Genomic DNA, 25,486 nt, shown 5'->3' on the forward strand with positions numbered 1-25,486 from the left:
ACCTTTACTCCCCGTCCCTTACCATTCGCATAATCTCTGCCGTAATCACCTCAGGGTCTGTAAACATCACCATATGCCCTGACTGTGCTGCCTCCACCCATCTAGCGTTGGACAACTTGTTAACCGTCTGCTGGTGAGCCTTCACGATGGCGGGCCTGATTTTACGCTCCCCTTTGCCCGGCAGTGTACCTGAAATCAGGCTGACCGCCACATTTCCCAGCTTGGGAGGCTGCTCCTGCAGCATTTTCAAATCCAGTATAAATCCCTTTCCCTCCGCAGCCACCGTGCGAGCCGCCTGTACGGTAAAGTCCTCCTGTCGGTGATCCGCAACAACATCAGCAGGCTGCATGTGAAATGCTTTGATACCAAGGAAACGATACAAGCCCAGATGAGCCAGCATCGGAATAAGTGCACCATTGATTGCAAAGCCCACTTTCGCCATTCTGGAAAAATACAAATCACAATGCTCATCCGACGGATCAACGAGAACAATCCCCCGCAGACGAGACAGATTAACCCCTGCCGCTGTACGCACAATGGGACCTCCCCAGCTATGTCCGACCAGAATAAACGGTCCTGGCCCCAGCGCATCCAGCAGCTCGTTCAAATCTTCCGCAATCCGCGCCAGTGTGCGAGGAGAATTATCGACATCACTTCGTCCCGCTCCAGCCCTGTCGTAGACAACGGTACGTGCCTGCTCGGCTACAGTGGGTACAATCAGTCCCCATGTGGATCTGGAGACACCCATGCCCGATTCAAATACAACCGTAACTTCCCCTGTTCCCCTGGACATATAATGAAGCCTTCTGCCATCTCGGGTCTGAATATAAGCACTGGAGCCAAACGTATGTAAATCAGGATGATGATTCATCAATTTCCCTTCCTCCCTCCGTTGATTCACAGCTATCTCCATTTTCTGTCTTTCATGCTCTCTCTGCTATCTTCAATCCGCTCTCTTCTCTCTTGTACCTTCCATCCTATCTCTTCTCTCTTGCACCGTCTATTCATCTATTCCCTATCTTCACCGTTCCCTAAATGAAAATGATTATCAATTAATGATTATACCTTGTCCGATGTAAAAAAAGAACACCCGATCATCATCCGATCGGGTATCCCTCCCAGCCTTACAGCGGCTGACCGTATAATATAAACCCTACGGCCTCGCGCCCGCTTTCTTGCGCTTCACCTAATTTCCTAACGCAGAGGCATGCCTCTTATGCACGAATGCCGTGATTCTTGCTGTTCAGCTGCTCCAGCAGTTGATTCATTGCCTCTTCGGTCATGGCACCGCCGCTAAATGCCACCAGAGCGCGCAGCGGCATATATTTCATCATGGCGTTCATCATATCCGCATGGTCACTCTCGTCGGCGTCGTCTCCGCCGCCGAAGCCACTCGCTTCCTGGAACTGCTGCAATGCATGCTCCAGCAGCTTTTTATTCTCAGGGTCGCGCTGGATATCTCCCAGTGTACTGTTGCGTGTGTATGTTGGAATGAACGTTGCCGTGGACTCAACACTGACCCGAGTCTGCAAACGAATATCACGCGAGGAGCTGCCCACCTGAATGTCGAACTCGCCTGTTTCAACATGCCAGTCTTTCATATCCACGTTGTAATAGGCGAATGAACGCTTGTTCAAGGTGAAATGAACCGTTTTGGACTCACCCGCTTCCAGCGCCACCTTTGCAAAACCTTTCAGCTCCCGATCAGGACGAATCACCGTACTCTCGACGTCACTAACGTAAAGCTGCACAATCTCTTTCCCTGCACGTTTCCCAGTGTTGGTAATACGAACCTGAACGTTCACCTCGTCCTGATCCGTCAGCGCAGTGTGATCCACCTGCAGATCACTGTATTCAAACGTGGTGTAGCTCAGGCCATAGCCAAACGGGAACAGCGGCTCCAGCTCTTTTTTATCATAATAGCGGTAACCGACAAAAATGCCCTCCCGATAATCTACACGATCCGCTTCACCCGGAAAGTTCAAATAAGACGGATTATGGCTAAGCTTCGCCGGGAATGTCTCTGCCAGTTTACCGGACGGGTTCACCTCACCATAGAGCAGATCAGCGATTGCACCTCCCACTGCCTGACCGCCAAGGTATGCTTCAAGCACGGCCTGCACCTGCGGTAGCCAAGGCATCTCTACCGGGGAGCCGTTGCTTAATACAACGACCACACGGGATTGCACCCTCGCCACCTCTTCAATCAGTCGGATGTGATTGTCCGGCAGGCGCAGATGGGCACGGTCATAACCTTCCGATTCATAACGATCCGGCAGCCCCACGAATACAACAGCCGTATCCGCCGCTTTTGCAGCCTGAACGGCTTCCTGCATCAGTGTGTCATCCACATCATCCGCTTCAATCTGATAACCAGGTGTATACGAGATGGTCACTCCATCGCCTGCCACCTGAGTCATTTCTTCTACAATATCGTCCACCTTGGTCGGATTAATATGGGAGCTGCCGCCGCCCTGAAAGCGAGGTTTACGCGCAAAAGCACCTATGATTGCCACGCTGCCCTTACGCTGCAGCGGAAGCAATCCGTCTTCATTTTTCAGCAGCACCATGCTCTCGGATGCCACTTTACGCGCAAGCTGATGATGTTTATCTTTATCATACGAAGCGTCTTGTTTTTTATGATCAACGGCTTTGAAGATCAGGGTGAGCAGACGCTCCACCGCATGATCCAGCTTGTCCATGGACAGCTGTCCACTCTCTACCGCTTCAATCACTTTGCGTTCTCCAATACCGCCGCTCGCCGGCATCTCCAGCTCCAGTCCGGCGGCAAGCGCATCTGCCCGCTCATTGACAGCGCCCCAGTCCGAGACGACCAGTCCTTCATGACCCCATTCATCCTTCAGAATATCGGTCAGCAGCCATTTATTTTCACCGGCATACGTGCCGTTCACTTTATTATAAGAGCACATCACGGTCCATGGCTGTGCGTCCTTCACTGCTCCTTCAAAGCTTGCCAGATAAATCTCGCGCAGCGTCCGTTCATCGACCACCGCGTCAATCGACATACGCCGTTCTTCCTGATTGTTGACCGCAAAATGCTTGAGAGACGTGCCTACACCCTGACTCTGCACCCCTTGAATATGAGCTGTAGCCATCCGGGTAGATAACAGCGGGTCTTCGGAAAAGTATTCGAAATTCCGTCCGCCCAGCGGGGAACGTTTAATATTTACGCCTGGCCCAAGCAGTACGGCCACATCCTCGGCCTGGCATTCCTCACCCAAAGCAACGCCGACCTGACGTGCCAGCTCCGTGTCCCAGGAACTCGCCAGTCCTGCGGCGGACGGGAAGCAGGTTGCGGGCACACTTGAGGTCAAGCCCAGATGATCCGCACTGCTGTCCTGCTTACGCAATCCGTGCGGGCCGTCCGTTACCATGATGGATGGGATGCCGAGACGCTCCACCCCTTTCAGATGCCAGAAGTCCAGTCCCGAGCACATGCCCGCTTTTTCCTCCAGTGTCATCTGCTGTACCAGATCCTTGATGTTACGTTCCACATTAACCCCTCCAGTTCATGATTTTCGTGTAGTGTAGTATCGAAGCCATATAACAAGCATACCGCGTGAACTCTCACCATTTCAAATGTTTACCCTAAAAATACAACAGCCCGATCTCGAGGATCAGGCTGTTAAAAACTAATGTATATGTCGATGTGTACTCGATCTCGTAATGCAATACATCCAAATGTCTAAGCTGTATTAAGCTTGTGACTTATACCAGGAAGCAGCCGCTGCTGCCTCGGTGCGTGTCAGCTGATGCCCCTGACGCTCCCAATGCATATGCACATCAGCACCTGCCCCGGTCAGAAGTGAAGCCAGCTCTTCGGTTTCGCGGCGAGGCACGATCGGATCATTCTCTCCCGCACCGATGAACACAGGCAATCCTGTCAGATCGGGCAGTGTGAGCCCGCGCAGCGGTACCATTGGATGGTGAAGAATCGCTCCCTTGAATACATCCGCCTGATGGAACATCAAGCTTGCAGCGATGTTAGCACCATTGGAGTACCCCAGTGCATAGACATTTTTTCGATCGAATCCATACTCTGCCGCAGCAGCATCGATGAAGGAACCCAGCTCCGCTGTCCGTGCAATCAGATCCTCTTCATCAAAGATACCTTCGGCCAGGCGGCGGAAGAAACGTGGCATGCCATTCTCGGATACATTGCCCCGCACCCCAAGTATAGCTGCACCAGGCGCAATCATCTCTGCCAGTCCAATCAGATCGTTCTCCGTGCCTCCAGTGCCGTGCAGCAGCAGTATCGTCGGTGAATCTGGCTGTGCACCTGCTTTATAGATATGTTTCATTGTCGCTGTACTCATGATTTGGACTCTCCTTTCCACTCACGTACTTGAATTGGCGGCAGCAGTTGTTCAATCTGCTCGCGTTGTGGTTCATACCATTCAGGCAGCATCAATTTTTCGCCCATGCTCTCTTGCGGCTCATCCCGCGCAAAGCCTGGAGGGTCAGTGGCAATCTCGAACAAAATGCCGCCTGGCTCCCGGAAATATACCGCATTGAAGTATTGACGGTCAATTACCGGCGTTGGGTGATATCCGGTTTGCTCCAGCTCCTGCTGAATCTGTTCATGCTCGGTGTAATCTTTGGCACGCCATGCAATGTGATGCACCGTTCCCGCACCGCCAATGCCGCGCTGGATGCCTGTGGATTGGATATCAATAATCTGTCCCAGATCACCGCTGGCACGCAGTCGTATCAGACCATTCTCTTCACCCACCTGCTCCAGACCCAGCTTGCTGACGAGCACATCCATCGTTTTTTCAGGTACATGACTGTACAGGATCGCACCGCCGAAGCCCTTGATGGCATGCTCCGGGGTTACTCCGTTGAATGCCCATTGACTTTGCTGACCACCTTCACGTTCAACCAGTTCAAGCAGCAATCCACCTTTATCGAAGAAACGAATGTAGCTTTCGCCGAATCTCGTTTTATTTTCATATGGAATATCAAAGGAAGCAAGACGTTCCTTCCAGAACGACAGGCTGCCCACAGGTACCACATAGACAGTAACCCCGGTTTGGCCAGAGCCAATGACACCTCTTCTTGCATTTTGCTGTGGGAAAAAGGTAATAATGGTGCCCGGCGCGCCCTGCTCATTGCCGTAATATAAGTGATACACGTCTGGTGCATCAAAGTTAATTGTTTTTTTCACCAGTCTGAGTCCCAGCACACCTGCGTAAAAATCTACATTTTTCTGTGCATCGTCAACAAAAGCTGTAATGTGATGAATGCCTGACGTTCTGAACATAATCTCCACTCCCTTGGTTTTGGTTTATAAATTATATCTTGGTTGTAGTATGCTTCTTTTATTTACTGTAAATAAGAATTAACTTACCTTGACTTTGTTATTTATCTTTAAATTAAGATTCTTTAAATTTATATTAGTACATTTCTATCCATTACGCAAGCATTTATTTTAAAATTAAGACTTTAGGGCTGTGAATCTCTTGCAAATGGTTCATTTGCAGGTTCTAAGGGAGTATGTCCATGAAAAAACAGGCCCCGTTATACGGGAACCTGTCAGTTTAAGCTTATTATCATGTTTGCTAATCCTGCTTCATCGCCTTTTCTACACCAGCTTCAATTTTTTCGGCGGATTTACCAGATCCTTATGCTCATACTCATCCTTGATATCCCCGACAATCTCTTCAAGAATATCCTCCATTGTGACCATACCAATCGTATCCCCGGCTTCGTTTCTCACCGATGCGATATGCACGCGGCTCTGCTGCATCTGAACAAGCACATCCTTGATCGGAGTTCGCTCCGAGAAGCTTGGCATCGGATGTATGAAGGTGTTCATACTGAACTCCCTGCCTGCGGCCACACTGGTCAATGTTTGCTTCGTATTAATAAAGCCGACAAAATGGTTGGTTTCTCCGTGTGCAATGACTGGATATCTCGTATATTCATGCTGGTTCAACACCTCGATAATCTGATCCAGCGGCATATCTTTATTGAGTGTAACAATTTTGTTGCGTGGAATCATAATCTCCTGGAGCAGACGCTCATCAAATGCAAAAATGTTTTTGAGGTAGTCCAGCTCGGTTTGGTTGATCTCCCCGCTCTCATACGATTGTGCCATAATCAGCTTCAGCTCCTCTTCGGAGTGAACCGTATCATGTCCGGCAGGTTTGATCCCGAACATACCAAGCAACAAACGAGCCGCGCCATTCAAAGCATAGATGAACGGATTCATGATTTTACCGAACCAATAGAGCGGTGGTGCAAGCATTAAAGTCATGCGCTCGGCAAACTGAATAGCCAAAGTTTTGGGTGCAAGCTCACCAATCACGACGTGCAGGAAAGTAATCACTGCCAGCGCAATACCGTAAGACAGAACGGTGGACAGAGCCGCAGGTACTTCCAGACTTTCAAATAACGGATGCAGCATCTTCTCTACTGTTGGCTCACCCAAGGCCCCAAGCACGAGAGCCGTAATCGTAATACCAAGTTGACATGCAGACAGATAATAATCCAGATGTTGTGCCACTTTTTTGGCGACCACTGCTTTTTTGTTGCCTTCCGCGATCAATTGATCGATACGGGACATCCGCACTTTCAGAATCGCAAATTCAGCACCAACAAAAAACGCGGTCAAACCGATAAATACAACGACTAAAAATAAATTCAAGGCTATTATTCCGTCCAATGACTTCCCTCAGATTGAGGGATTCACCTCCATTAAGTTTAGAAATAAAAATATATTCAAGAGACTTAATCTTAAGCCAAATCGCTTGCAGGTTCTTCGGCCTCAGTGCCCTGTACACGCTCAAGCAGCACCTGCTTGATGTGATAGTTCTCGGCATCCACAACGGTCCAGACATAGTCGCCGTGTTCCACGGTATCTCCATTTTCCACACCGACACCCTTCTGGTACTGAATCCATCCGGCAACGGTATCCATCTCTTCATTGCCCTCGAACACCATCCCGAATTGACGCTCCAGTTCATCCAGCAGCACACGTCCGTTGATCAGATACTGGTTTTCCCCGGTTTCCTGAATGTCTGCCACTTCATCTGCGTCGAACTCATCCCGAATCTCGCCGACCAGCTCCTCAAGAATATCCTCCATCGTAATGATTCCCGAAGTACCGCCGTACTCATCCACGACAACAGCCATGTGTACACGTTCCTGCTGCATTTTGATCATCGCATCCTGAATGGAAGTCACTTCCGACACAAATGGGATTTCACGCACGAATTCACTCAATTGATGTGTCCGTGTCGCCACCATGTCCGGCAAAATCTTCTTCACATTCACAACGCCGATAATGCGGTCTTTGTCTCCATCCTCAATGACGGGATATCTGGAGTAGTTATGCTCATCCAAAATCGGAATAATATCGTCATAGGTCATATCCTGATTCAGTGTAATCAGTTCGGTACGTGGAACCATGATGTCTTTGGCATCCCGTTCGTCGAACACAAAAACATTTTCCAAATATGAAAGCTTCGTCTGATTACTCTCATCGCCTTCATAGCTCTGATTCATAATAATTTTAATCTCGTCCTCTGAGTAGGCCTGATCATGCCCGGCAGGTTTCACTCCAAATCCACGCAAAACGATACGGGATGCACCGTTGAGCGCCCAAATGAACGGATACATGATTTTACCAAACCAGTACAGCGGCGGCGAAAGTAATAATGTCAGTTTTTCGGAAAACTGAATCGCCAGCGTTTTGGGTGCCATCTCACCCACAACGACGTGCAAAAACGTAACGAGAATAAAAGCTATCGCATAAGAAGCAATCGCCGAGATGGAGGCAGGTACGTCCAGATAGCTGAACACCGGATACAGCAATCTCTCCACCGTTGGTTTACCCAGAGCCCCGAGTCCCAAGGCGGTAACGGTAATGCCAAGCTGACAGGCAGATAGATAATAATCGAGATCGGAGACAACCTTTTTGGCTAACACAGCCTGTTTATTTCCCTCGGCAACCAGTTGATCCACCCTTGATGTACGAATTTTGACCACTGCAAACTCCGATGCCACGAAAAATGCAGTCAATACAATCAAGATGATAAGTAATGCGATATTTAATATGGTTATTATGTCCAAAGACTTCCCCGATCCTCAGGGATTCACCTCCAAAGATAGTTACAGCGCGGTATAGTAACGTTTATGTCGTTAACCATTCATACGCTGTTTGATGTCTGAAGTTAATAGTATAAGACTGCTAACATGCCAAACGTATATAAAAATCAGTTTCATGATCATTTTTGAATGCATTGCATAATGACCTTGTAAATCTAAAACAGGAATCCAAGATGAAGTCAATACGTCCATGACGTCTAGAAACGACTTCACTCCAAACGGGTTTGTTTCCCCCTCATGCTGTCCATTGTTCCTTGATCAACTCCACCTAGATTCTCCATTTGGACAATTTACAATATCGCCTACCCAATAGATATCCACCTCCCAACGTATCGATTCCTGTTTCCGAAAAGTATATCATGTTTTAATGCAAACCATCCAGTTGCACGTCATGGTTTGGCACAAGCTTACAGTCTATTGTTCACAGAATAGTCTATATGTATGTTAAGTTCTGGCCGCTCAAACTCGATATAAAGTATTACGCAGCAAAAAGCCCGCAGGATGCAAATACCTTTCGGTACCCCATCGTGCGGGCTTATTCAATTAGGTTTGGAACGCGCTATTATGCTCACACTACCGCGAATTACACCGCTTGAATGCTGCGTATTCGTATGCAGCTTAGACTAAAGCTTTGGCTGCAATGTCGCTGCGCTGATGTTTGCCCTCGAACTGAATACGCTCTGCCTGAGCATATGCTTTGGTTCTTGCGTCCGCAATATCCGTGCCAAGGCCAACAACCCCCAGGATTCGTCCACCATTCGTTACCCATTCTCCGGCTTCGTTACGGGCAGTTCCTGCATGGAATACGACGCCCTCATGCACCTCATCCAGTCCGTTGATTACGACGCCTTTCGCGTATGGACCCGGATATCCGCCGGAAGCGAGCACAACACATACTGCAGCCTCGTCACTCCACTCAATCTCAATATCAGCTAATTTCCCGTGCACGGCTGCCCAGAAAATGTCCAGCAGATCACTTTTCAACCGTGGCAGCACCACCTGTGTCTCAGGGTCTCCAAAACGTGCATTGAACTCAATTGTTTTGGGCTTGCCATCCGGAGAGATCATCAGACCCGCAAACAATACACCGCGGAATGGCCGACCTTCGGATACCATCGCTTTCGCTGTTGGCTTGATGATCGTCTCCACCGCTTCTTCAATAATGGAAGCAGGAATATGGGGCAGCGGTGAGTATGTTCCCATTCCACCTGTATTGGGACCCTGATCATTATCGAAGACGGGCTTGTGATCCTGCGCTGCCGCCATCGGACGTACGGTTTCGCCATCGACAAAAGCCAGAATCGACATTTCCTGCCCGGCGAGGAATTCCTCGATAATGACCTTTGCTCCAGCCTCGCCAAATACTTTATCAACCATAATGCTGCGCAGCGCCTGATTTGCTTCTTCGCGAGAATAGGCTACAGTAACTCCCTTACCAGCAGCCAGTCCATCCGCTTTGATCACAATCGGAATCGCCTGCTCGTCCAGATAGGTCTGTGCCTGTTCATAGCTGTCAAACTTCTCATAGGCAGCAGTAGGAATATGATACTTGTGCAGCAGGTCCTTCATAAACGTCTTGCTGCCTTCGATCTCTGCCGCATTACGGCGTGGTCCGAAGACCGGAATGCCTGTCGAGTCAAACGCATCTACAATCCCGTCCGCCAGCGGATCATCCGGTCCGATCACGACAAGGTCTACCTTCAGCTCCACAGCTAGTGCCTTGAGCTTGTCGAATTCATGTACAGCAATCGGATGACATTCTGCCAGCTGCGCAATCCCTGCATTCCCCGGTGCACAGTGAATTTTGCCTGCTTTGGGACTCTTCGCCAGCGCCCAGATGATCGCATGCTCGCGGCCACCGCCGCCAACTACCAAAATATCCATTCGTCTGTTCCCCTCCACGCTTCAATAGTATTGGTATGTTCACACATATCAGATCGTATCTCTTCCTGAAAAAAGGAGTGTCCCATACGTCATGAGCATGACAGGTGACACCCCCTTGTAACACCTGCCACTTATGATGGCAGATTATAGCTTATACCTCTGTGCCTAATGTTTGAAATGACGTACGCCTGTAAATACCATAGCGATGCCGTATTCATTGGCTACTTTGATCGACTCTTCGTCTTTGATCGAGCCGCCTGGCTGAATAACCGCTGTGATGCCGGCTTTCGCAGCCAGCTCCAACGTGTCACCCATCGGGAAGAATGCGTCGGAAGCAAGAACTGCACCTTTCGCCAGCTCGCCAGCTTGCTCAATTGCAATTTTGGCAGCACCGACACGGTTCATTTGTCCTGCGCCTACCCCTACGGTCATGTCGTTCGCAGCAAGTACAATGGCGTTGGACTTCACATGTTTGACCACTTTCCAGCCAAACAACAGCTGTTTCAGCTCCTCTTCGGAAGGCGCACGGTCCGTCACCACGTTAAGCTCGCTCGCTTCAATGGAGTGTACGTCCGATTGCTGCACAATCATACCGCCGTCAATCGATGTCACCACGAATTGGCTTTCGCGGTTGCGAGCCGCACTCAGCTCACCTGTTTTGAGCAAACGAATGTTTTTCTTTTTCGTCAGGATATCCAATGCTTCCTGGGTAAAATCAGGAGCCAGTACGATTTCCAGGAAAATCTCGCTCAGCTTGTTCGCCGTATCGCTGTCAATAATGCGGTTTGCTGCCACAATTCCACCAAAAATCGATGTTGGGTCAGCAGCATAAGCTTTGCCGTACGCTTCATAGATACTCTCGCCGATTCCCACGCCGCAAGGGTTCATATGTTTCACAGCAACCACAGCAGGCTCTTCAAATTCCTTGACGATCTGCAATGCTGCGTTAGCATCGTTGATGTTATTGTAGGACAGCTCTTTGCCGTGCAGCTGCTCGGCTGCTGTCAATGTATCCTGTGCAGCCAGCGGTTTGCGGTAGAATGCTGCCTGTTGGTGTGGATTTTCGCCATAGCGCAAATCCTGGAGCTTTTCATAAGTAACCGTCAAGCGCTCTGGCAACGGGTCGCCATTAACGTTGGAAAGGTAGTCGGAGATGAGTGCATCGTAAGCCGCCGTATGACGGAACACTTTTGCCGCAAGCCGTTTGCGAGTTTCAAGGGTGGTATCTCCACCGCTGCGAACTTCCTCCAGCACTTGGCTGTAGTCTGCAGCATCAACAACAACGCTGACAAAAGCATGGTTTTTCGCAGCAGAACGAAGCATGGTTGGGCCGCCGATATCAATGTTCTCGATGGCATCTTCATAGTCTACATCCGGTTTCGCGATCGTTTCCTGGAAAGGATACAGGTTAACAACAACCAGATCGATATAACCGAGACCAAGCTCCTGCATTTGGCGTGTATGCTCTTCGTTATCACGAACAGCAAGCAATCCGCTGTGAACTGCCGGATGCAATGTTTTGACACGTCCGTCCATAATTTCCGGGAATCCGGTCACATCCGAAATTCCGATGACAGGAACGCCTTCCTTCGACAACAGGCTGCTTGTACCTCCTGTCGAAATAATCTCCACACCCATTTGCGACAGCTCGCGGCAAAAGTCCACGATGCCTGTTTTATCCGATACGCTGACCAGCGCTCTTTTGATACTCACAATATGCTCCTCCTTTAATGTCCCATAAGCTTCGCGTTTCCTGACGAAACACAGTTGATTTATTTCCCGAGAAATATCACAAAATGCGTACCAACATTCGACTTCTGTTATATAAGTTGAACCACGATGTTTACACAGGACACTCCGATGACAGAATAATCTTTTGATCGCTGTTATTCCCAGATTTTTTTGATTCACTTTTCTCAAGGGAAAAATCAGGTGATAAGCCTATGCTTCCGATTCAGCTTTCTTTCAGAAAGCTTTCAGGCGAACGCTTCGCTTCTCCGGCTTATTTCTGTTCTCTCCGTTCATGTGTGGAAAAATCCCAACTTATATCAAACCGGTTTGTTAATGGTGACGTGGCGTCCGTTTAACTGGACCAGACCTTGCGCAAACCAGGATACCACTTCAGGGTACAGCTGCTGTTCGGCTGCATGAATGGCTTTGCTGATCGTTTCCGCTGTATCCCCTGGTTGAACAGGCACAGGATGCTGTGCAATAATCGGTCCCGTATCCATCCCCCCGTCAACAAAATGCACGGTCACACCGGTCACTTTCACACCATACTCCAGTGCTTGTCCAATGGCATCCTTGCCTGTAAATGCTGGCAGCAGGGATGGATGAATATTGATTAATCGGCCCGCGTAACGATCCACCATTACTGAAGTCAGCAGTCTCATATATCCCGCGAGCACAACCAGATCGATCTGTTTAGACTCAAGCACTTCGACTATCTCTGCCTCATATGCTTCACGCGAAGCATACGCCTTAGGTGTAAACAAATGGCAGTCTACACCTGCATCCTGTGCTCGCTGCACAACCTGTGCAGCAGGCTTGTCACAGACCAGCAGCTCCACCGAAGCGTTCAAAGCACCATTGCGTGCTGCATCGACCAGAGACTGAAAGTTACTTCCTGTCCCTGAGGCGAATACAGCAATGCGGTAGTTTGTCATTAAACATCCGCTCCCGTGAAGGTTACTCGCGCATCTCCTTCAGTTACACGGCCGATGATGTACGCTTCTTCACCCGATGCTTTCAATTGCTCCAATGCTTTCGCTGCATCTGCTTCGTTCACAACCAACACAAGCCCGATGCCCATGTTAAAGGTAGTGAACATATCACGGTTGGAAACATCACCTTTTTGCTGTAACAGATTAAAAATCGGCAGAATCGGCCATGAGCCATAATCAATATCCACATTCACGCTGCTTGGCAGCATACGCGGGATATTTTCGATAAATCCACCGCCTGTAATGTGAGCCATGCCTTTTACTTTCACGTTTTCCAGCAGGGACAACAGTGGTTTTACGTAAATTTTTGTTGGCTCCAGCAGCGTATCTCCCAGCTTGCCGCCCAGCTCTGCCACTTCCGAGTGCAGATCCAAGCCAGCTTCTTCGAGCAGCAACCTGCGAACCAGGGAGAAGCCGTTACTGTGTACACCACTGGAAGCGAGACCGATGACTGTATCTCCAGGTGCAATGGTTGTGCCGTTGATGATCTTTGCTTTGTCCACAATACCAACCGTGAAACCCGCGATATCATACTCGCCTTCACTGTACATACCCGGCATCTCAGCCGTTTCGCCACCGATCAGCGCACAGCCGGACTGATGACAGCCTTCTGCGATTCCGGCAACGATGGCTTCAATCTTCTCAGGAATGACCTTGTCGCAAGCGAGGTAGTCCAGGAAGAACAACGGCTCAGCGCCTTGTACGACGATATCATTCACACACATGGCTACTGCGTCAATCCCGATCGTGTCGTGACGGTCCATGGCAAAAGCAATTTTCAGCTTCGTGCCAACACCATCTGTACCGGAAACCAGTACCGGCTCATCATACTTATCTTTGTTCAAGCCGAACAGTGCTCCGAATCCACCCAGATCAGTCATCACTTCCGGACGGAAGGTACGCTTTACGTGTTTCTTCATCCGTTCAACTGCTTCATTGCCTGCCGCGATATCCACGCCGGCCTTTTTATATGCTTCCGACACAACCCTCACACCCTTCGTATCTTGTATATATTGAAAATCCAAATTATTTATTGCTGCTCATCTCTAACAGATGATTCTGTACCAATTCAAATCCAGCTACGCCCATTGTAATGTACTGGCTGTACTCTTCTGGTGGAATCATTCGAATGTATTCGTCACCGTTGTATACTGCACCGGCACACTGGAATACTTGCAGTTCCTTTTTCTCCGGAGTTAGCGGGATATTACCAACAATGCGCCATGTGCCATCTTTCAGCAGCTTGGGTGAAGTGAAGATCACGCTGCTCTTACGTTTACCATAAGAATAGACAAGGAAATCGCCGTCTTCCAAACTTACAGTTTCGTCACGCTGAATGCTCATCACGCCGAACGAAAAAGCTTTTTTGAAGCGATCTCTCAGTGCACATACAACCTGACAGACAGCAAACCGTCCATCATGCATCGGGATCAGAAAAATATCACCTTCATTATAGCTTTTTCTTGCCATAAGCTAACCTCCTAACAGCTACATCCGAATTTCTCTTCGCCATCGAAGTCGAGACGGGTCGGATAATCATTATCAAAGCATGCCAGGCACAACCCGCCTTTATAATCGTCCTGATTATCTCCTTGAATCGAAGCAATCAGTCCATCCGGGCTGAGAAACGCCAGTGAATCCGCATTAATCTCACGGCAAATCTCTTCTACCGACAGAGAGGATGCAATCAGTTCACGGCTATCCGGTGTATCAATACCGTAGAAGCACGGATTTTTGAATGGCGGTGATGTAATGCGTACATGCACTTCGGTTGCCCCTGCATCACGCAGCATATTTACGATCCGGCGGGATGTCGTGCCCCGTACAATGGAGTCATCAATCATGACAACACGTTTGCCTTCCACGACGCGGCGCACTGCGCTGAGCTTCATCTTCACGCCCTGCTCGCGCAGCTCCTGGCTTGGCTGGATAAACGTACGTCCGGTGTATTTATTTTTAATCATACCCATCTCGTATGGTATCCCTGTCTGTTCAGCGTATCCAATCGCCGCCGAGATGCTGGAATCTGGTACCCCCGTAACCAAGTCCGCATCCACGAACGACTCAATCGCCATCCGGCTTCCCATCCGTTTACGGGCGGCATGCTGGTTGGCTCCATTCATATCACTGTCCGGGCGAGCAAAATAAATATATTCCATCGCACACAGCGCCTTACGGTGTTTGTGATCGTCAAAACGGTCCTCATGCAAGCCATCTGCATCCAGCACAAGCAGTTCACCTGGCTGAATATCACGAATCAGCTCTGCGCCGATGGTTTCAAGCGCACAGGTCTCGGACGCAAACAGGTACGCATCCCCAAGCTTACCCATCGTCAGCGGACGAAGTCCATGTGGATCAGAAGCAACCAGCAGCTTGTCATTCGTCATAATCAGGAAAGCATATCCGCCCACAATACGCTGAAATGCATCTTTTGCCGCCTCCACAAGTCCTTTTGGAGAACGTGCAATCAAGTGAGCAATAACTTCAGTATCACTTGTCGTTTGGAAAATAGAACCGCTCTGCTCCAGCTCACGCCGGATCGTTGGTGCATTCACGATGTTTCCGTTCGTTGCAACGGCCAAGTCGCCATCGCGATATTTGAAAACCAGCGGCTGTGCATTCGTCAGCTTGCTGTCTCCACTCGTGGAATAGCGCACATGTCCTATGCTGATATCGCCTGTCAGTGTCTGCATCAGGTCTTTGGTGAACACTTCCTTCACCAGTCCCATGCCGCGATGATAGTTAAACTGTGTACCATCGCTTACACACATGCCTGCGCTCTCTTCTCCACGATGCTGGAGTGCATGCAAACCATAGTAAGAAAGGGAAGCCGCATCAGGGTGACGATATACCCCGAATACGCCGCATTCTTCCTTTAATTTGTCGAGTCCTTCCTTGCCGGACCCTTCGTTATAATAATCGCCTGTCCACAACGGTTCCGTCATCAGTTCATGAGACATGGAATCGCATCCTCCCAGACCTTCGCCAAACCTCCTACAGGTTCGTTCACGGCTGATGTTCCGTTCAATTCAATCGTCAGGTTACTTCCTTCGACACGTCCAATGACAGCTACAGGCACACCGCGCTCACGTACAAAAGCTTCCAGCTTGCCTGCTTGCTCCGGCGAAGCCGACAGCAAAATACGGGATTGACTCTCACTGAACAACGCGTGATCTGCACGCAGTGCAGTCTCAACATTCACTTGTGCACCCACGTTACCGCTGATGCAGGACTCAGCCAGTGCAACCGCCAGACCACCTTCGGACAAGTCATGCGCTGAGCGAACAAGTCCGGATTGGATGGCTTCCAGCACGGTGTTAAGCAAAGCCTTCTCCGTGTTCAGATCAAGCTGTGGCGGACGACCTTCGGTCACGCCGTGCACGGCGTATTGCAGCTCGCTGCCGCCGAGTTCCGCTTTGGTTTCACCGAGGAGAATGATCACATCACCTTCGGATTTGAAAGCCTGTGTCGTGATATGATCCGTATCATGAACGAGACCTACCATACCGACAACTGGCGTTGGATAGATGGAGCCTTTGGCGTTTTCATTGTACAAACTCACGTTACCACCGATGACCGGCGTATCCAGCACACGGCAAGCTTCCGCCATACCGTCCACGGCTTTTTCCATCTGCCAGAAAATATCCGGCTTCTCCGGGTTACCAAAGTTCAGGTTGTCCGTAATTGCGAGCGGCTCTGCACCGGAACATACGATATTACGCGCTGCTTCACTCACCGCAATTCGTCCGCCCACCTCAGGATCAAGGTACACATAACGTCCGTTACAGTCTGTCGTCATCGCAAGACCTTTGCGCGTGCCACGGATCGTTACCACCGCTGCATCCGAGCCTGGACGCACGGCTGTGCTTGTACGCACCATGTAGTCATATTGGTCATACACCCATTTTTTGCTCGCTACCGTTGGGGAAGCCAATACTTGTTTCAATGCACCGCCGAGATCCGACACTTCGTCGTAACGAAGCGTGTCGATGGAAGCACTTTGCTCATAGTACGCAGGTACCGTGGATGGTTTGTCATATACCGGGCATTCGTCAACCAGCGCTTTAACCGGCATATCACCAACAACTTCACCGTGGTGGATCAGCTTCAGACGACCATCATCTGTAACTTTACCAACTTTGGCACAGATAACGCCCCAGCGTTCAAAGATTTCCAGCGCCTGTGCTTCATCCTTCGGCTCTACAACAAACAGCATCCGCTCTTGAGACTCGGAAAGCATCATCTCATAAGGTGTCATGCCTTCTTCACGCTGCGGCACCTGATCCAGATACAGCTCCAGACCGTTACCTGCTTTACTTGCCATCTCCGCACTGGAGCATGTCAGACCTGCTGCACCCATATCCTGAATACCGAGCACGATGCCCGTGTCGATTAATTCCAGACAGGATTCCATAACCAGCTTCTCCATGAACGGGTCACCGACCTGAACCGCTGTACGCTGGGACTCGGATTCCTCTGTCAGCTCAACGGATGCAAACGTTGCACCGTGAATACCGTCACGACCTGTTGGCGGGCCCACGTAATACACCGGGTTACCTACACCCTTGGCTACACCACGCTGGATTTTATCATGATCGATCAGACCGACACACATTGCGTTAACGAGCGGGTTACCCTCATAGCTCTCATCAAACATCACTTCACCTGCAACGGTTGGAATTCCGATACAGTTACCGTATCCCGCAATACCCGCTACAACGTGCTCGAATAGATATTTTACGCGCTCGCTCTCCAGCTTACCGAAACGAAGAGAGTTCAACAGCGCTACCGGTCTTGCACCCATGGAAAAAATATCACGGATAATGCCGCCCACACCTGTTGCCGCACCTTGATAAGGCTCTACCGCGGAAGGGTGGTTATGGCTTTCAATTTTGAAAACAACGGCCTGGTTGTCACCGATATCCACGATTCCGGCACCTTCACCTGGCCCCATCAGGACACGCGGACCGCTTGTCGGGAAACGACGCAGGAGCGGCTTGGAGTTTTTGTATGCGCAGTGCTCGGACCACATGACGCTGAATACACCAATTTCCGTGTAGTTTGGCTTGCGGCCCATGAACTCACAGATCAGCTCATACTCGCTGTCAGACACGCCCATCTGTGCGTAAAGTTTATGTTCTGCGACCTGTTCTGCTGTTGGCTCCTTAGCGGATAGCTGCTGCGTCATGCCGATCCCTCCATGCTTTCAAAATTGATGTGAACATCCGTTTGCCGTCTTCCGAGCCAAACAGTGAATCCACTGCACGCTCTGGATGCGGCATCATGCCCACTACATTGCCTGCTTCGTTACAAATTCCCGCGATATCCCCCAGGGAACCGTTCGGGTTGCTGCCATATGTGAAAACAATCTGATTGTTTGCTTGCAGACTTGCCAGTGTTGCTTCATCACAGTAATAGTTTCCTTCACCGTGAGCAATTGGAATGATAATCTCTTCGCCTGGTGCATAATCACGTGTGAACGGTGTGTCTGCGTTAGCCACTTTGAGCACTGTATCATGACAACGGAATTTCAGGGACGTGTTGCGAATTAACGCTCCCGGTAGCAAACCTGCTTCCGTCAAAATCTGGAATCCGTTGCAAATACCCAGTACATATTTGCCCTGCTCAGCAGCTTTCGCCACTTCGTTCATTACCGGTGCGAAACGGGAAATCGCTCCGCAGCGCAGGTAGTCTCCGTACGAGAAACCGCCCGGAACCAGAATGCAATCATACGCCGACAGATCGGTAGCCGTATGCCATACATAATCAACCTCTTGTCCAATCGCATCTTCCACCGCTTTGTAACAGTCGATGTCGCAGTTGGAGCCAGGGAACACAAGAACTGCAAATTTCATGAGATTAAGCCTCCAATTCGTAGCGGTAATCTTCAACAACGGTGTTCGCGAGCAGTTTCTCACACATCACTTTCAATCGTTTCTCCGCTTCCACACGATCCGTTGTATCCAGGTTCAGTTCCATGACTTTACCGATTCGTACACTTTCCACTTCGTTGAATCCCATGGAATGCAGGGCTCCTTGAACAGCTACGCCTTGCGGGTCGAGTACGCTTTGCTTGATAGTGACATATACGGTTGCTTTGATCATGATTCGAAGTTCCTCCTCAGTAATGAACGGGATAAATGCTTTATGCTGTTAAAAAAGTAACGGGTTGCCTTGGGACGGTCGCTTCGGTGTGGATGGTTCCTCCGGCCGCTGGTTGTTCCCAGATTTTTTTGGTTTGTTTTGGCCCGCGCTGCGGTCAAAACCCGGGAACAAAGGCGGACGCTTCGCTCCTTCGTGAACCATTCCACCCCTACGCTTGATCCTGCGGCAATATTTTTTAAAGGCCTAAACCCTTTACGTTGCTCGGCGGGTAGTAAAAGCGGTCGCTTTGGGACGGTCGCTTCGGTGGGCAACGATAAAAACCAGCCATCCCACGCAAACGTAGACAGGTCTTAAATTCCTTGAGTAACCATGATTTGAATCTCTATCTTGCAGTATTTCCAGGCTTTATACTTGGTGAAGCCTGCGCCTTAATTGCCTCATTCACCAGTTTGAACACTGGTGGAGGGAAAGATTTGAGCTGGAGAAACGAAGTGCTCGCCTTTGCAACCGGAATGTGTCCTTTTGAAAAAAGGATACGAATCCAAACATTCCGGGGGCAACAGCGATCGAAAGCCAAACTTTCCCGTAGCCTACGCTCAAACGTTACTTTTTATTATTTCGTTAAACGGTTATAAATATCGACATAACGAGCAGTTGTAGCTTCTACAACCTCTTGCGGGAGCGGGTCTGGCTTGCTGTTCTTGTCCCAATCCGTGCCCGCCAGATAGGTACGAACAGGTTCTTTATCCATGCTGTCGATTTCGATGTCGAGAGCATAGTTTTCTTTTGCCCAGAAGCGGGAGGCATCCGGGGTGAAGATTTCATCAATCAGGATGACTTTGCCATCCACGATGCCAAACTCGAATTTGCAGTCTGCCAAAATGATGCCGCGTTGATCACAGTAATCTCGTGCGAACTCATAGAGACGCAGGCTCTTTTCCTGAAGCTCAATCGCAAGTGCATCGCCAACCAGCTCTTTCATGCGGTCCATCGGAATGTCCTCATCATGACCTACATCATTTTTGGCTGCTGGTGTGAAGATTGGCACTTCAAGCTTGGCGTTTTTGCGAAGGCCTTCCGGCAGTTTGATGCCATTAACCTCTCCGGTTGCCTCATACTGTCTCCAGCCGCCTCCAGTGATGTATCCGCGCACCACACATTCGATATCAATGCGCTCGGCTTTGCGTGTAACCATGATGCGATTCTGGAGCAGCTCAGGTTCAGTAATCAGGTCTCCCAGCTGCTTTACATCGGTATGCACCACGTGGTTGTCCATCATGCCGCCTGTCAATTCAAACCAGAAGCTGCTGAGCTGATTCAATACATTTCCCTTCTCAGGAACGGCCGGGTCCAGCACATAATCGAATGCCGAGATGCGGTCTGTTACTACGATAAGATAATGCTCACCGAGATCGTACAGCTCGCGTACTTTTCCTTTGTATAACAGAGGTGCTTTAACAAGATCTGCCGCCGTGGACAGTGCCATGGGGTCACCTTCTTTCAGGAGATGTAAAATATACGTCCAATTCCCCTCATCACGCCAAGCCACTCCGAATGCAGAAGAACCTTCCGATCGCTGTTATCCCCGGATTTTTCTGTTCTCCTTTCTCAAGGGGGAAAATCCGGTGATAAAGGCTCAGCATATGCTTACGATGCAGCTTTCTTTCAGAAAGCTTGTAGCTTTGCTTCTCCAGGTTTTTTCTGCCTTCTCCGTTCCAGCGTGAACACATAATCAACCTATACTTTTAGGGGAGTATTTTGATCCTCTGCGTTCCCTGCTAGCCCATCATTCTGCTCTCTAGCCTAATAGGGATATATATTAGTCGTTCAAGCCGAGTTTTTTGAATATGGTATCCACATGCTTCAGGTGCCAGGATGGGTTAAATGCATCTGCAATTTCCTCTTCGCTCAGCACAGCTGTAATTTCCGGTGTGGACTTCACGATGTCCTGGAATTGACGCTGTTCTTCCCACGCTTGCATTGCACGCGGTTGAACTGTATCGTACGCTTGCTCACGGCTGAAGCCTTTGTCGATGAGCTTGGTCATTACACGACCAGAGAATGGCACGCCGAAGGTGCGCTCCATGTTGCGTTTCATATTTTCAGGGAAGACGGTCAGGTTTTTCACAATGTTGCCGAAGCGGTTCAGCATGTAATTCAACAGCATCGTTGCATCCGGCAGGATCACACGCTCTACGGAAGAGTGGGAGATATCACGCTCATGCCACAATGTTACGTTCTCGTATGCAGATACCATGTGTCCGCGGATGACGCGGGACAGGCCGGAGATGTTCTCACTGCCGATCGGGTTGCGCTTGTGCGGCATTGCGGAAGAACCTTTTTGCCCTTTTGCAAAAGCCTCTTCCACTTCACGGAATTCACTCTTCTGCAGTGCACGCACTTCAGTAGCAAACTTGTCCAGAGAAGTTGCGATCAGTGCCAGCGTAGCCATGTACTCCGCGTGACGGTCACGCTGCAGCGTTTGTGTGGAGATTGGCGCAGGCTTGGTGCCCAGCTTCTTGCAGACAAACTCTTCAACAAAAGGATCAATGTTCGCATACGTTCCAACTGCGCCGGAGATTTTGCCGTACTGTACGCCGTCCGCTGCATGACGGAAACGCTCCAGATTACGCTTCATCTCTTCATGCCACAGTGCCATTTTCAAACCAAAAGTCGTTGGTTCTGCATGTACACCATGTGTCCGTCCCATCATAGGCGTGTGCTGGTAAGTCAGTGCTTTCTCACGTAAAATTTCAATGAAATTAATGATGTCTTTTTCCAAAATTTCATTCGCTTGACGCAGTACATAGCCCAGTGCCGTATCAACCACGTCTGTGGAGGTCAGGCCGTAGTGCACCCATTTGCGCTCAGCACCCAGGCTCTCGGATACGGTACGTGTGAACGCGATCACGTCATGACGTGTCTCCTGTTCAATCTCATAGATCCGGTCGATATCAAAAGAAGCATTCTGACGAAGCAGCGCTGCGTCTTCCTTCGGGATGACTCCAAGCTCGGCCCATGCCTCGCATGCACAGATTTCAACTTCCAGCCACGATTGGAATTTGTTCTCCTCGGTCCAGATGGCTCTCATTTCGGGTCTGCTATAACGTTCAATCATGAATTTGTATGCCTCCATAGATTAGTTTGTTCGATCCATTGCAATCCTTCTTCGACGTCCTGACAAAGCAGGTTCACATGCCCCATCTTACGTCCTGTCTTCGCTTCGCTCTTGCCATATATGTGAAGCTTAGGGATGACACCCAGTTCCATCGCCTCTTCATCAGGCTGCCCTGTTCTTGCGATGATACCTTCCAGATGCTCACCAAGCACATTGACCATAACTACCGGGCTTAACAGCGTTGTATCCCCGAGCGGCAACCCGCAGATCGCACGAATATGCTGCTCAAACTGTGATGTTGCACAGGCTTCCATCGTGTAGTGTCCCGAATTATGCGGCCTTGGCGCGAGTTCATTCACATACAATCTCCCATCCGCGGCTACAAACAGCTCTACGGCCAGCAAGCCAACAGCTTGCATGGATTCGGCAACGGCAGCCGCCAGTTTCTGTGCTTCAAGCTGAATGTCCGTGGCTACTCGTGCAGGTACGATTGACGCATGTAAAATGTTATTCACATGAATGTTCTCCGCAGGCGGGAACGTCTTGATCTCTCCATTTGTGCTGCGAGCAACGATAACCGAAATCTCGCATTCAAACTTGATAAACTGCTCCAGCACCAGCTCTGCGCCTGTTGCTGCGAGTTCTTCGTATGCGGCCTCAGCGTCCGCTGCAGCCCGAATCACCCGCTGACCTTTGCCATCGTAACCGCCAGTCACCGTTTTCAGCACACATGGCACGCCAAGCTCACTCACCGCAGCTGTCATTGTATCCAGACTTGTAATCTCACGATACGGAGCAACGCGTACACCCGCTGCCTCAATCGCACGTTTCTCACGCAGACGATGCTGTGTTGTATATAAAAGAGCACTACCTTGCGGAACAAAAGATTCACGTTCAAGCAATGCCGCAACCTCGGCGTCTACATTCTCGAACTCATATGTGATGACATCACACTGCTGCGCAAGCTCTCTTGCCGCCTCTACATCATCGTATCCCGCCTGTATCTGCTGTGCGATCTGGCCGCAAGGTGAATCTGGGGTTGGATCAAGGGTAATGAATCGATACCCCATCGCCGTCCCGTCCAGCGCCATCATACGTCCAAGCTGTCCACCGCCGAGAATACCTATGGTGGTCTGTCCGGGCAGCAGCACAGGCTGTCCTTGACCTGCTTCTCCAGCCTGTTTCATTGCTTCGTTACTCATAGCTCATCACTGCTTTCCAGCACCTCTTGTTTGATCCGTTCTCTGCGAGCTTCGGAGCGGCGCTGCACCTCCGGGTCGAATGCACCGATGATTTGCGCTGCGAGCAGCCCTGCGTTGGTCGCTCCCGCTTTGCCAATCGCCACCGTCGCCACCGGGATACCGCCAGGCATCTGCACAATGGACAACAAGGAATCGAGACCGTTCAATGCTTTGGATTGAACAGGCACTCCGATGACCGGAAGCATTGTTTTGGCGGCAACCATACCAGGAAGATGTGCCGCCCCGCCTGCACCCGCGATAATGACCTTGAAGCCGCGGTCAATCGCCTGCTCTGCATACTCAAACATCAAATCCGGTGTACGATGTGCAGAAACGACCTTTTTTTCATAACCGATCTCCAGCTCGTCCAGCACCTCGCACGCATGTTTCATCGTTTCCCAATCCGACTTGCTGCCCATAATTACAGCGACTTGCACTGACATGAATACATCCCACTCCCATCTGAGCATTTTAAAAAAACGAAAAAGTCCGTTACCCGCGAAAATATCACATTTTCTCCGGACACCGGACTCCAAGAAATACGTATCCCTCATTTGGGCATGCCAAAGGGGCTTGCTGTCCGCATGAATGCACGCGACTCTCAGCCGTATCTCCTCGTAGTCCGGAAATTTACGGTTCCCGGGTAGATACTTCCGGGCCCTATTCCCGGCGTTATACGAGCAAATATCTATTCAATCCTACTTCATGACTCTGTTCCATAATCATACAGCTTTCGTTCCTACTCGACCTTATTTTAACCTGATCGACACATCTAACATTCTAACAATCCCCTACAGCGAATGTCAACTTAAAGACGAACATTTAACATATTGACAAATCTAATGTTCGGGAATTAGAACACCCCAATGCAATAAACTTCCAAATTCAGCTTAAACGGGCTGACTGGCTGCTTCGAAAAAAGAAAAAAGCCGGCTCTTCAATCCATTGAAGGCAACCGGCTTGTTACTTGCGAGAATGAAGTACATTCCGCTTTATTTCACGATTAATACAGGAACCTGAGCGTGCTGTACCACATTGTGGCTGACACTGCCCAGCACGAACTCACGGATTCCGCCCAGACCGCGGGAACCAATCACAATAATGTCCGAGCCGTTCTCTTTGACATAATCCAGAAGCACCTCCGCAGCAGCGCCTTGAATCAGATCGACATTCGCCGTAACACCGGCAGCCTGAATCCGTTCTTTGGCTTCATCCGTCGTTTGCACAGCCAGATTGTAATAATCGTTGTTGAGTGAAGGAGGGAGTGGTGCAAGGCCTTCTCCGATAAAGACACGCGGGAAATCAAACGCATGAATGACATCCAGTACAGCCCCTGGCGATGCCTTCGCAAGCTCGATTGCACGATCAAGTGCTTTATTCGAAGCTTTTGAGCCATCATACGCTACTAAAATTTTGGAAAATAACATGTTAATCCCGTCCCTTCCTTATATATGTAGAAATCCGAAGCAAGCTTCGGTCTGACATCTAACTCCGTCACAGAGCGGAAACCATGTAACCTCTTAAACCTTCACAGCGGCAAATGAACCAGTTGTTACGAAACATTTTACATAACAAACCATTACATTTACCCCTGAAATGACTTCCTCAGTTTACTGTACAGCTCCACAGACAGTTCCTAAATTACAGCTCCACAGAGAGTCATATTACTGCAAAAAGTAACCGTACAGCACCGCATTCAGAAATACGAGCAATGGAATGCCAATGGTAAAGCTGACGTGTTTCGTTTTATGCCTTTTCCGATACATCGCAATCCAGACACCCAGCGCACCACCGATAAAAGCGAGCAAAAACAACGTTCGTTCAGGTGTGCGATCCCGCCGCTGCTGAGCACGACGCTTGTCATCCGACATCACCAGATATGCCACAACATTAATAAAAATAAACCATACGATAAGTCCGGTCTGCATATACGTTTATGCGGTCCCCCTGTCCCGGGACATTTCCCTGACTCCATTATAATCCCAAGGCAGGCAGATGATCAACGCGGGCAGAGAGCCGCAATATGGGCACAACTTTTTTCTTGCTCCTCCCGGTTACTTTCTTTGTTTACTTCCCTTCGTACTACCGCTTTACTTTACTCCCCGCTATCCCCGATAAAGCTACGACTCCTGTTTGGGAATACCGTTCAGACTTGGCACCCGTTTGGCTGCTTTCTCGGGACTTACGGCAATACTTTCTTCATGAATGCTGTCCTTGTTCTGCTGATTATTACGTTTCTCCGGCTTGTTATGCGGCATCTGAGGCTCACCTCCTCCGCTTAC

General features: G+C 49.7%; 22 protein-coding genes and 1 riboswitch. All 22 genes read right to left on the reverse strand.

The features are described 5' to 3' along the window. Positions 1-4: 4 nt before the first annotated feature. The 22 genes from ACQSGY_RS19760 to ACQSGY_RS19865 all read right to left on the reverse strand — a co-directional run bounded on the left by ACQSGY_RS19760 (position 5) and on the right by ACQSGY_RS19865 (position 25,462). Positions 5-871 (reverse strand): alpha/beta fold hydrolase, encoded by an 867-nt coding sequence (locus ACQSGY_RS19760; RefSeq protein ID WP_427180144.1) that lies wholly within the window; start codon positions 869-871, stop codon positions 5-7. 343 nt (positions 872-1,214) lie between these two features. Further along, positions 1,215-3,515, reverse strand: a complete 2,301-nt coding sequence (locus ACQSGY_RS19765; RefSeq protein WP_427180096.1) for a beta-glucosidase family protein — start codon at positions 3,513-3,515, stop codon at positions 1,215-1,217. Between the two features lie 201 nt (positions 3,516-3,716). Beyond that, positions 3,717-4,322, reverse strand: coding sequence for an alpha/beta hydrolase (locus ACQSGY_RS19770; protein ID WP_248064259.1), 606 nt, complete (start codon positions 4,320-4,322; stop codon positions 3,717-3,719). Positions 4,323-4,333: 11 nt separating this feature from the next. Then, the gene (locus tag ACQSGY_RS19775) at positions 4,334-5,284 is read right to left on the reverse strand and encodes a ring-cleaving dioxygenase (RefSeq protein ID WP_427180098.1); all 951 of its coding nucleotides are present in this window, start codon (positions 5,282-5,284) and stop codon (positions 4,334-4,336) included. Between the two features lie 321 nt (positions 5,285-5,605). Further along, entirely contained in the window at positions 5,606-6,688 is a 1,083-nt protein-coding gene (locus tag ACQSGY_RS19780) for a hemolysin family protein (protein ID WP_184186132.1), read from the reverse strand. A 71-nt stretch (positions 6,689-6,759) separates the two neighbouring features. After that, positions 6,760-8,097: a hemolysin family protein gene (locus tag ACQSGY_RS19785; RefSeq protein WP_427180100.1), complete on the reverse strand. Its 1,338-nt coding sequence runs from the start codon at positions 8,095-8,097 to the stop codon at positions 6,760-6,762. Positions 8,098-8,751: 654 nt separating this feature from the next. Then, positions 8,752-10,017, reverse strand: coding sequence for a phosphoribosylamine--glycine ligase (purD, locus tag ACQSGY_RS19790; RefSeq protein ID WP_427180102.1), 1,266 nt, complete (start codon positions 10,015-10,017; stop codon positions 8,752-8,754). A gap of 165 nt (positions 10,018-10,182) precedes the next feature. Then, a complete protein-coding gene (gene purH / locus ACQSGY_RS19795) occupies positions 10,183-11,730 on the reverse strand; it encodes a bifunctional phosphoribosylaminoimidazolecarboxamide formyltransferase/IMP cyclohydrolase (protein WP_427180104.1) in 1,548 nt (515 codons plus the stop codon). Positions 11,731-12,065: 335 nt separating this feature from the next. Continuing rightward, positions 12,066-12,683, reverse strand: coding sequence for a phosphoribosylglycinamide formyltransferase (gene purN / locus ACQSGY_RS19800; RefSeq protein WP_427180106.1), 618 nt, complete (start codon positions 12,681-12,683; stop codon positions 12,066-12,068). Then, complete coding sequence (gene purM, locus ACQSGY_RS19805; RefSeq protein ID WP_427180107.1) at positions 12,683-13,723, reverse strand: phosphoribosylformylglycinamidine cyclo-ligase; 1,041 nt, start codon at positions 13,721-13,723, stop codon at positions 12,683-12,685. The genes purN and purM overlap by 1 nt, the downstream gene beginning before the upstream one ends. A gap of 43 nt (positions 13,724-13,766) precedes the next feature. Next, entirely contained in the window at positions 13,767-14,210 is a 444-nt protein-coding gene (locus ACQSGY_RS19810; protein ID WP_427180109.1) for an immunity 26/phosphotriesterase HocA family protein, read from the reverse strand. A gap of 11 nt (positions 14,211-14,221) precedes the next feature. After that, the gene (gene purF / locus ACQSGY_RS19815) at positions 14,222-15,700 is read right to left on the reverse strand and encodes an amidophosphoribosyltransferase (RefSeq protein ID WP_111273230.1); all 1,479 of its coding nucleotides are present in this window, start codon (positions 15,698-15,700) and stop codon (positions 14,222-14,224) included. Further along, positions 15,685-17,928 carry a phosphoribosylformylglycinamidine synthase subunit PurL gene (purL, locus tag ACQSGY_RS19820; protein ID WP_427180111.1) on the reverse strand — a complete coding sequence of 748 codons (2,244 nt, stop codon included), beginning with the start codon at positions 17,926-17,928 and terminating at the stop codon, positions 15,685-15,687. Before purL ends, purF begins: the two co-directional genes overlap by 16 nt. Continuing rightward, positions 17,906-18,595, reverse strand: coding sequence for a phosphoribosylformylglycinamidine synthase subunit PurQ (gene purQ / locus ACQSGY_RS19825; protein WP_111273232.1), 690 nt, complete (start codon positions 18,593-18,595; stop codon positions 17,906-17,908). The genes purL and purQ overlap by 23 nt, the downstream gene beginning before the upstream one ends. Positions 18,596-18,599: 4 nt before the next feature. Further along, the gene (gene purS, locus ACQSGY_RS19830; protein ID WP_110897836.1) at positions 18,600-18,845 is read right to left on the reverse strand and encodes a phosphoribosylformylglycinamidine synthase subunit PurS; all 246 of its coding nucleotides are present in this window, start codon (positions 18,843-18,845) and stop codon (positions 18,600-18,602) included. A gap of 613 nt (positions 18,846-19,458) precedes the next feature. Further along, the gene (locus tag ACQSGY_RS19835) at positions 19,459-20,331 is read right to left on the reverse strand and encodes a phosphoribosylaminoimidazolesuccinocarboxamide synthase (RefSeq protein ID WP_427180113.1); all 873 of its coding nucleotides are present in this window, start codon (positions 20,329-20,331) and stop codon (positions 19,459-19,461) included. A gap of 333 nt (positions 20,332-20,664) precedes the next feature. Then, a complete protein-coding gene (gene purB / locus ACQSGY_RS19840) occupies positions 20,665-21,963 on the reverse strand; it encodes an adenylosuccinate lyase (protein WP_111273770.1) in 1,299 nt (432 codons plus the stop codon). After that, entirely contained in the window at positions 21,960-23,165 is a 1,206-nt protein-coding gene (purK, locus tag ACQSGY_RS19845; RefSeq protein ID WP_427180115.1) for a 5-(carboxyamino)imidazole ribonucleotide synthase, read from the reverse strand. Before purK ends, purB begins: the two co-directional genes overlap by 4 nt. Continuing rightward, positions 23,162-23,647 carry a 5-(carboxyamino)imidazole ribonucleotide mutase gene (gene purE, locus ACQSGY_RS19850; protein WP_110897944.1) on the reverse strand — a complete coding sequence of 162 codons (486 nt, stop codon included), beginning with the start codon at positions 23,645-23,647 and terminating at the stop codon, positions 23,162-23,164. The genes purK and purE overlap by 4 nt, the downstream gene beginning before the upstream one ends. Before the next feature lie 155 nt (positions 23,648-23,802). Beyond that, a riboswitch (purine riboswitch) is annotated at positions 23,803-23,904 on the reverse strand. A 292-nt stretch (positions 23,905-24,196) separates the two neighbouring features. Then, positions 24,197-24,631, reverse strand: coding sequence for a universal stress protein (locus ACQSGY_RS19855; RefSeq protein ID WP_427180117.1), 435 nt, complete (start codon positions 24,629-24,631; stop codon positions 24,197-24,199). A gap of 237 nt (positions 24,632-24,868) precedes the next feature. After that, positions 24,869-25,132 carry a DUF1294 domain-containing protein gene (locus ACQSGY_RS19860; RefSeq protein ID WP_111273772.1) on the reverse strand — a complete coding sequence of 88 codons (264 nt, stop codon included), beginning with the start codon at positions 25,130-25,132 and terminating at the stop codon, positions 24,869-24,871. A gap of 192 nt (positions 25,133-25,324) precedes the next feature. Next, positions 25,325-25,462, reverse strand: coding sequence for a hypothetical protein (locus tag ACQSGY_RS19865; protein WP_427180121.1), 138 nt, complete (start codon positions 25,460-25,462; stop codon positions 25,325-25,327). Positions 25,463-25,486 lie beyond the last annotated feature (24 nt).

It is taken from the genome of Paenibacillus sp. TC-CSREp1 (genome assembly GCF_050171015.1).
Lineage (GTDB): Bacteria > Bacillota > Bacilli > Paenibacillales > Paenibacillaceae > Paenibacillus > Paenibacillus silvae.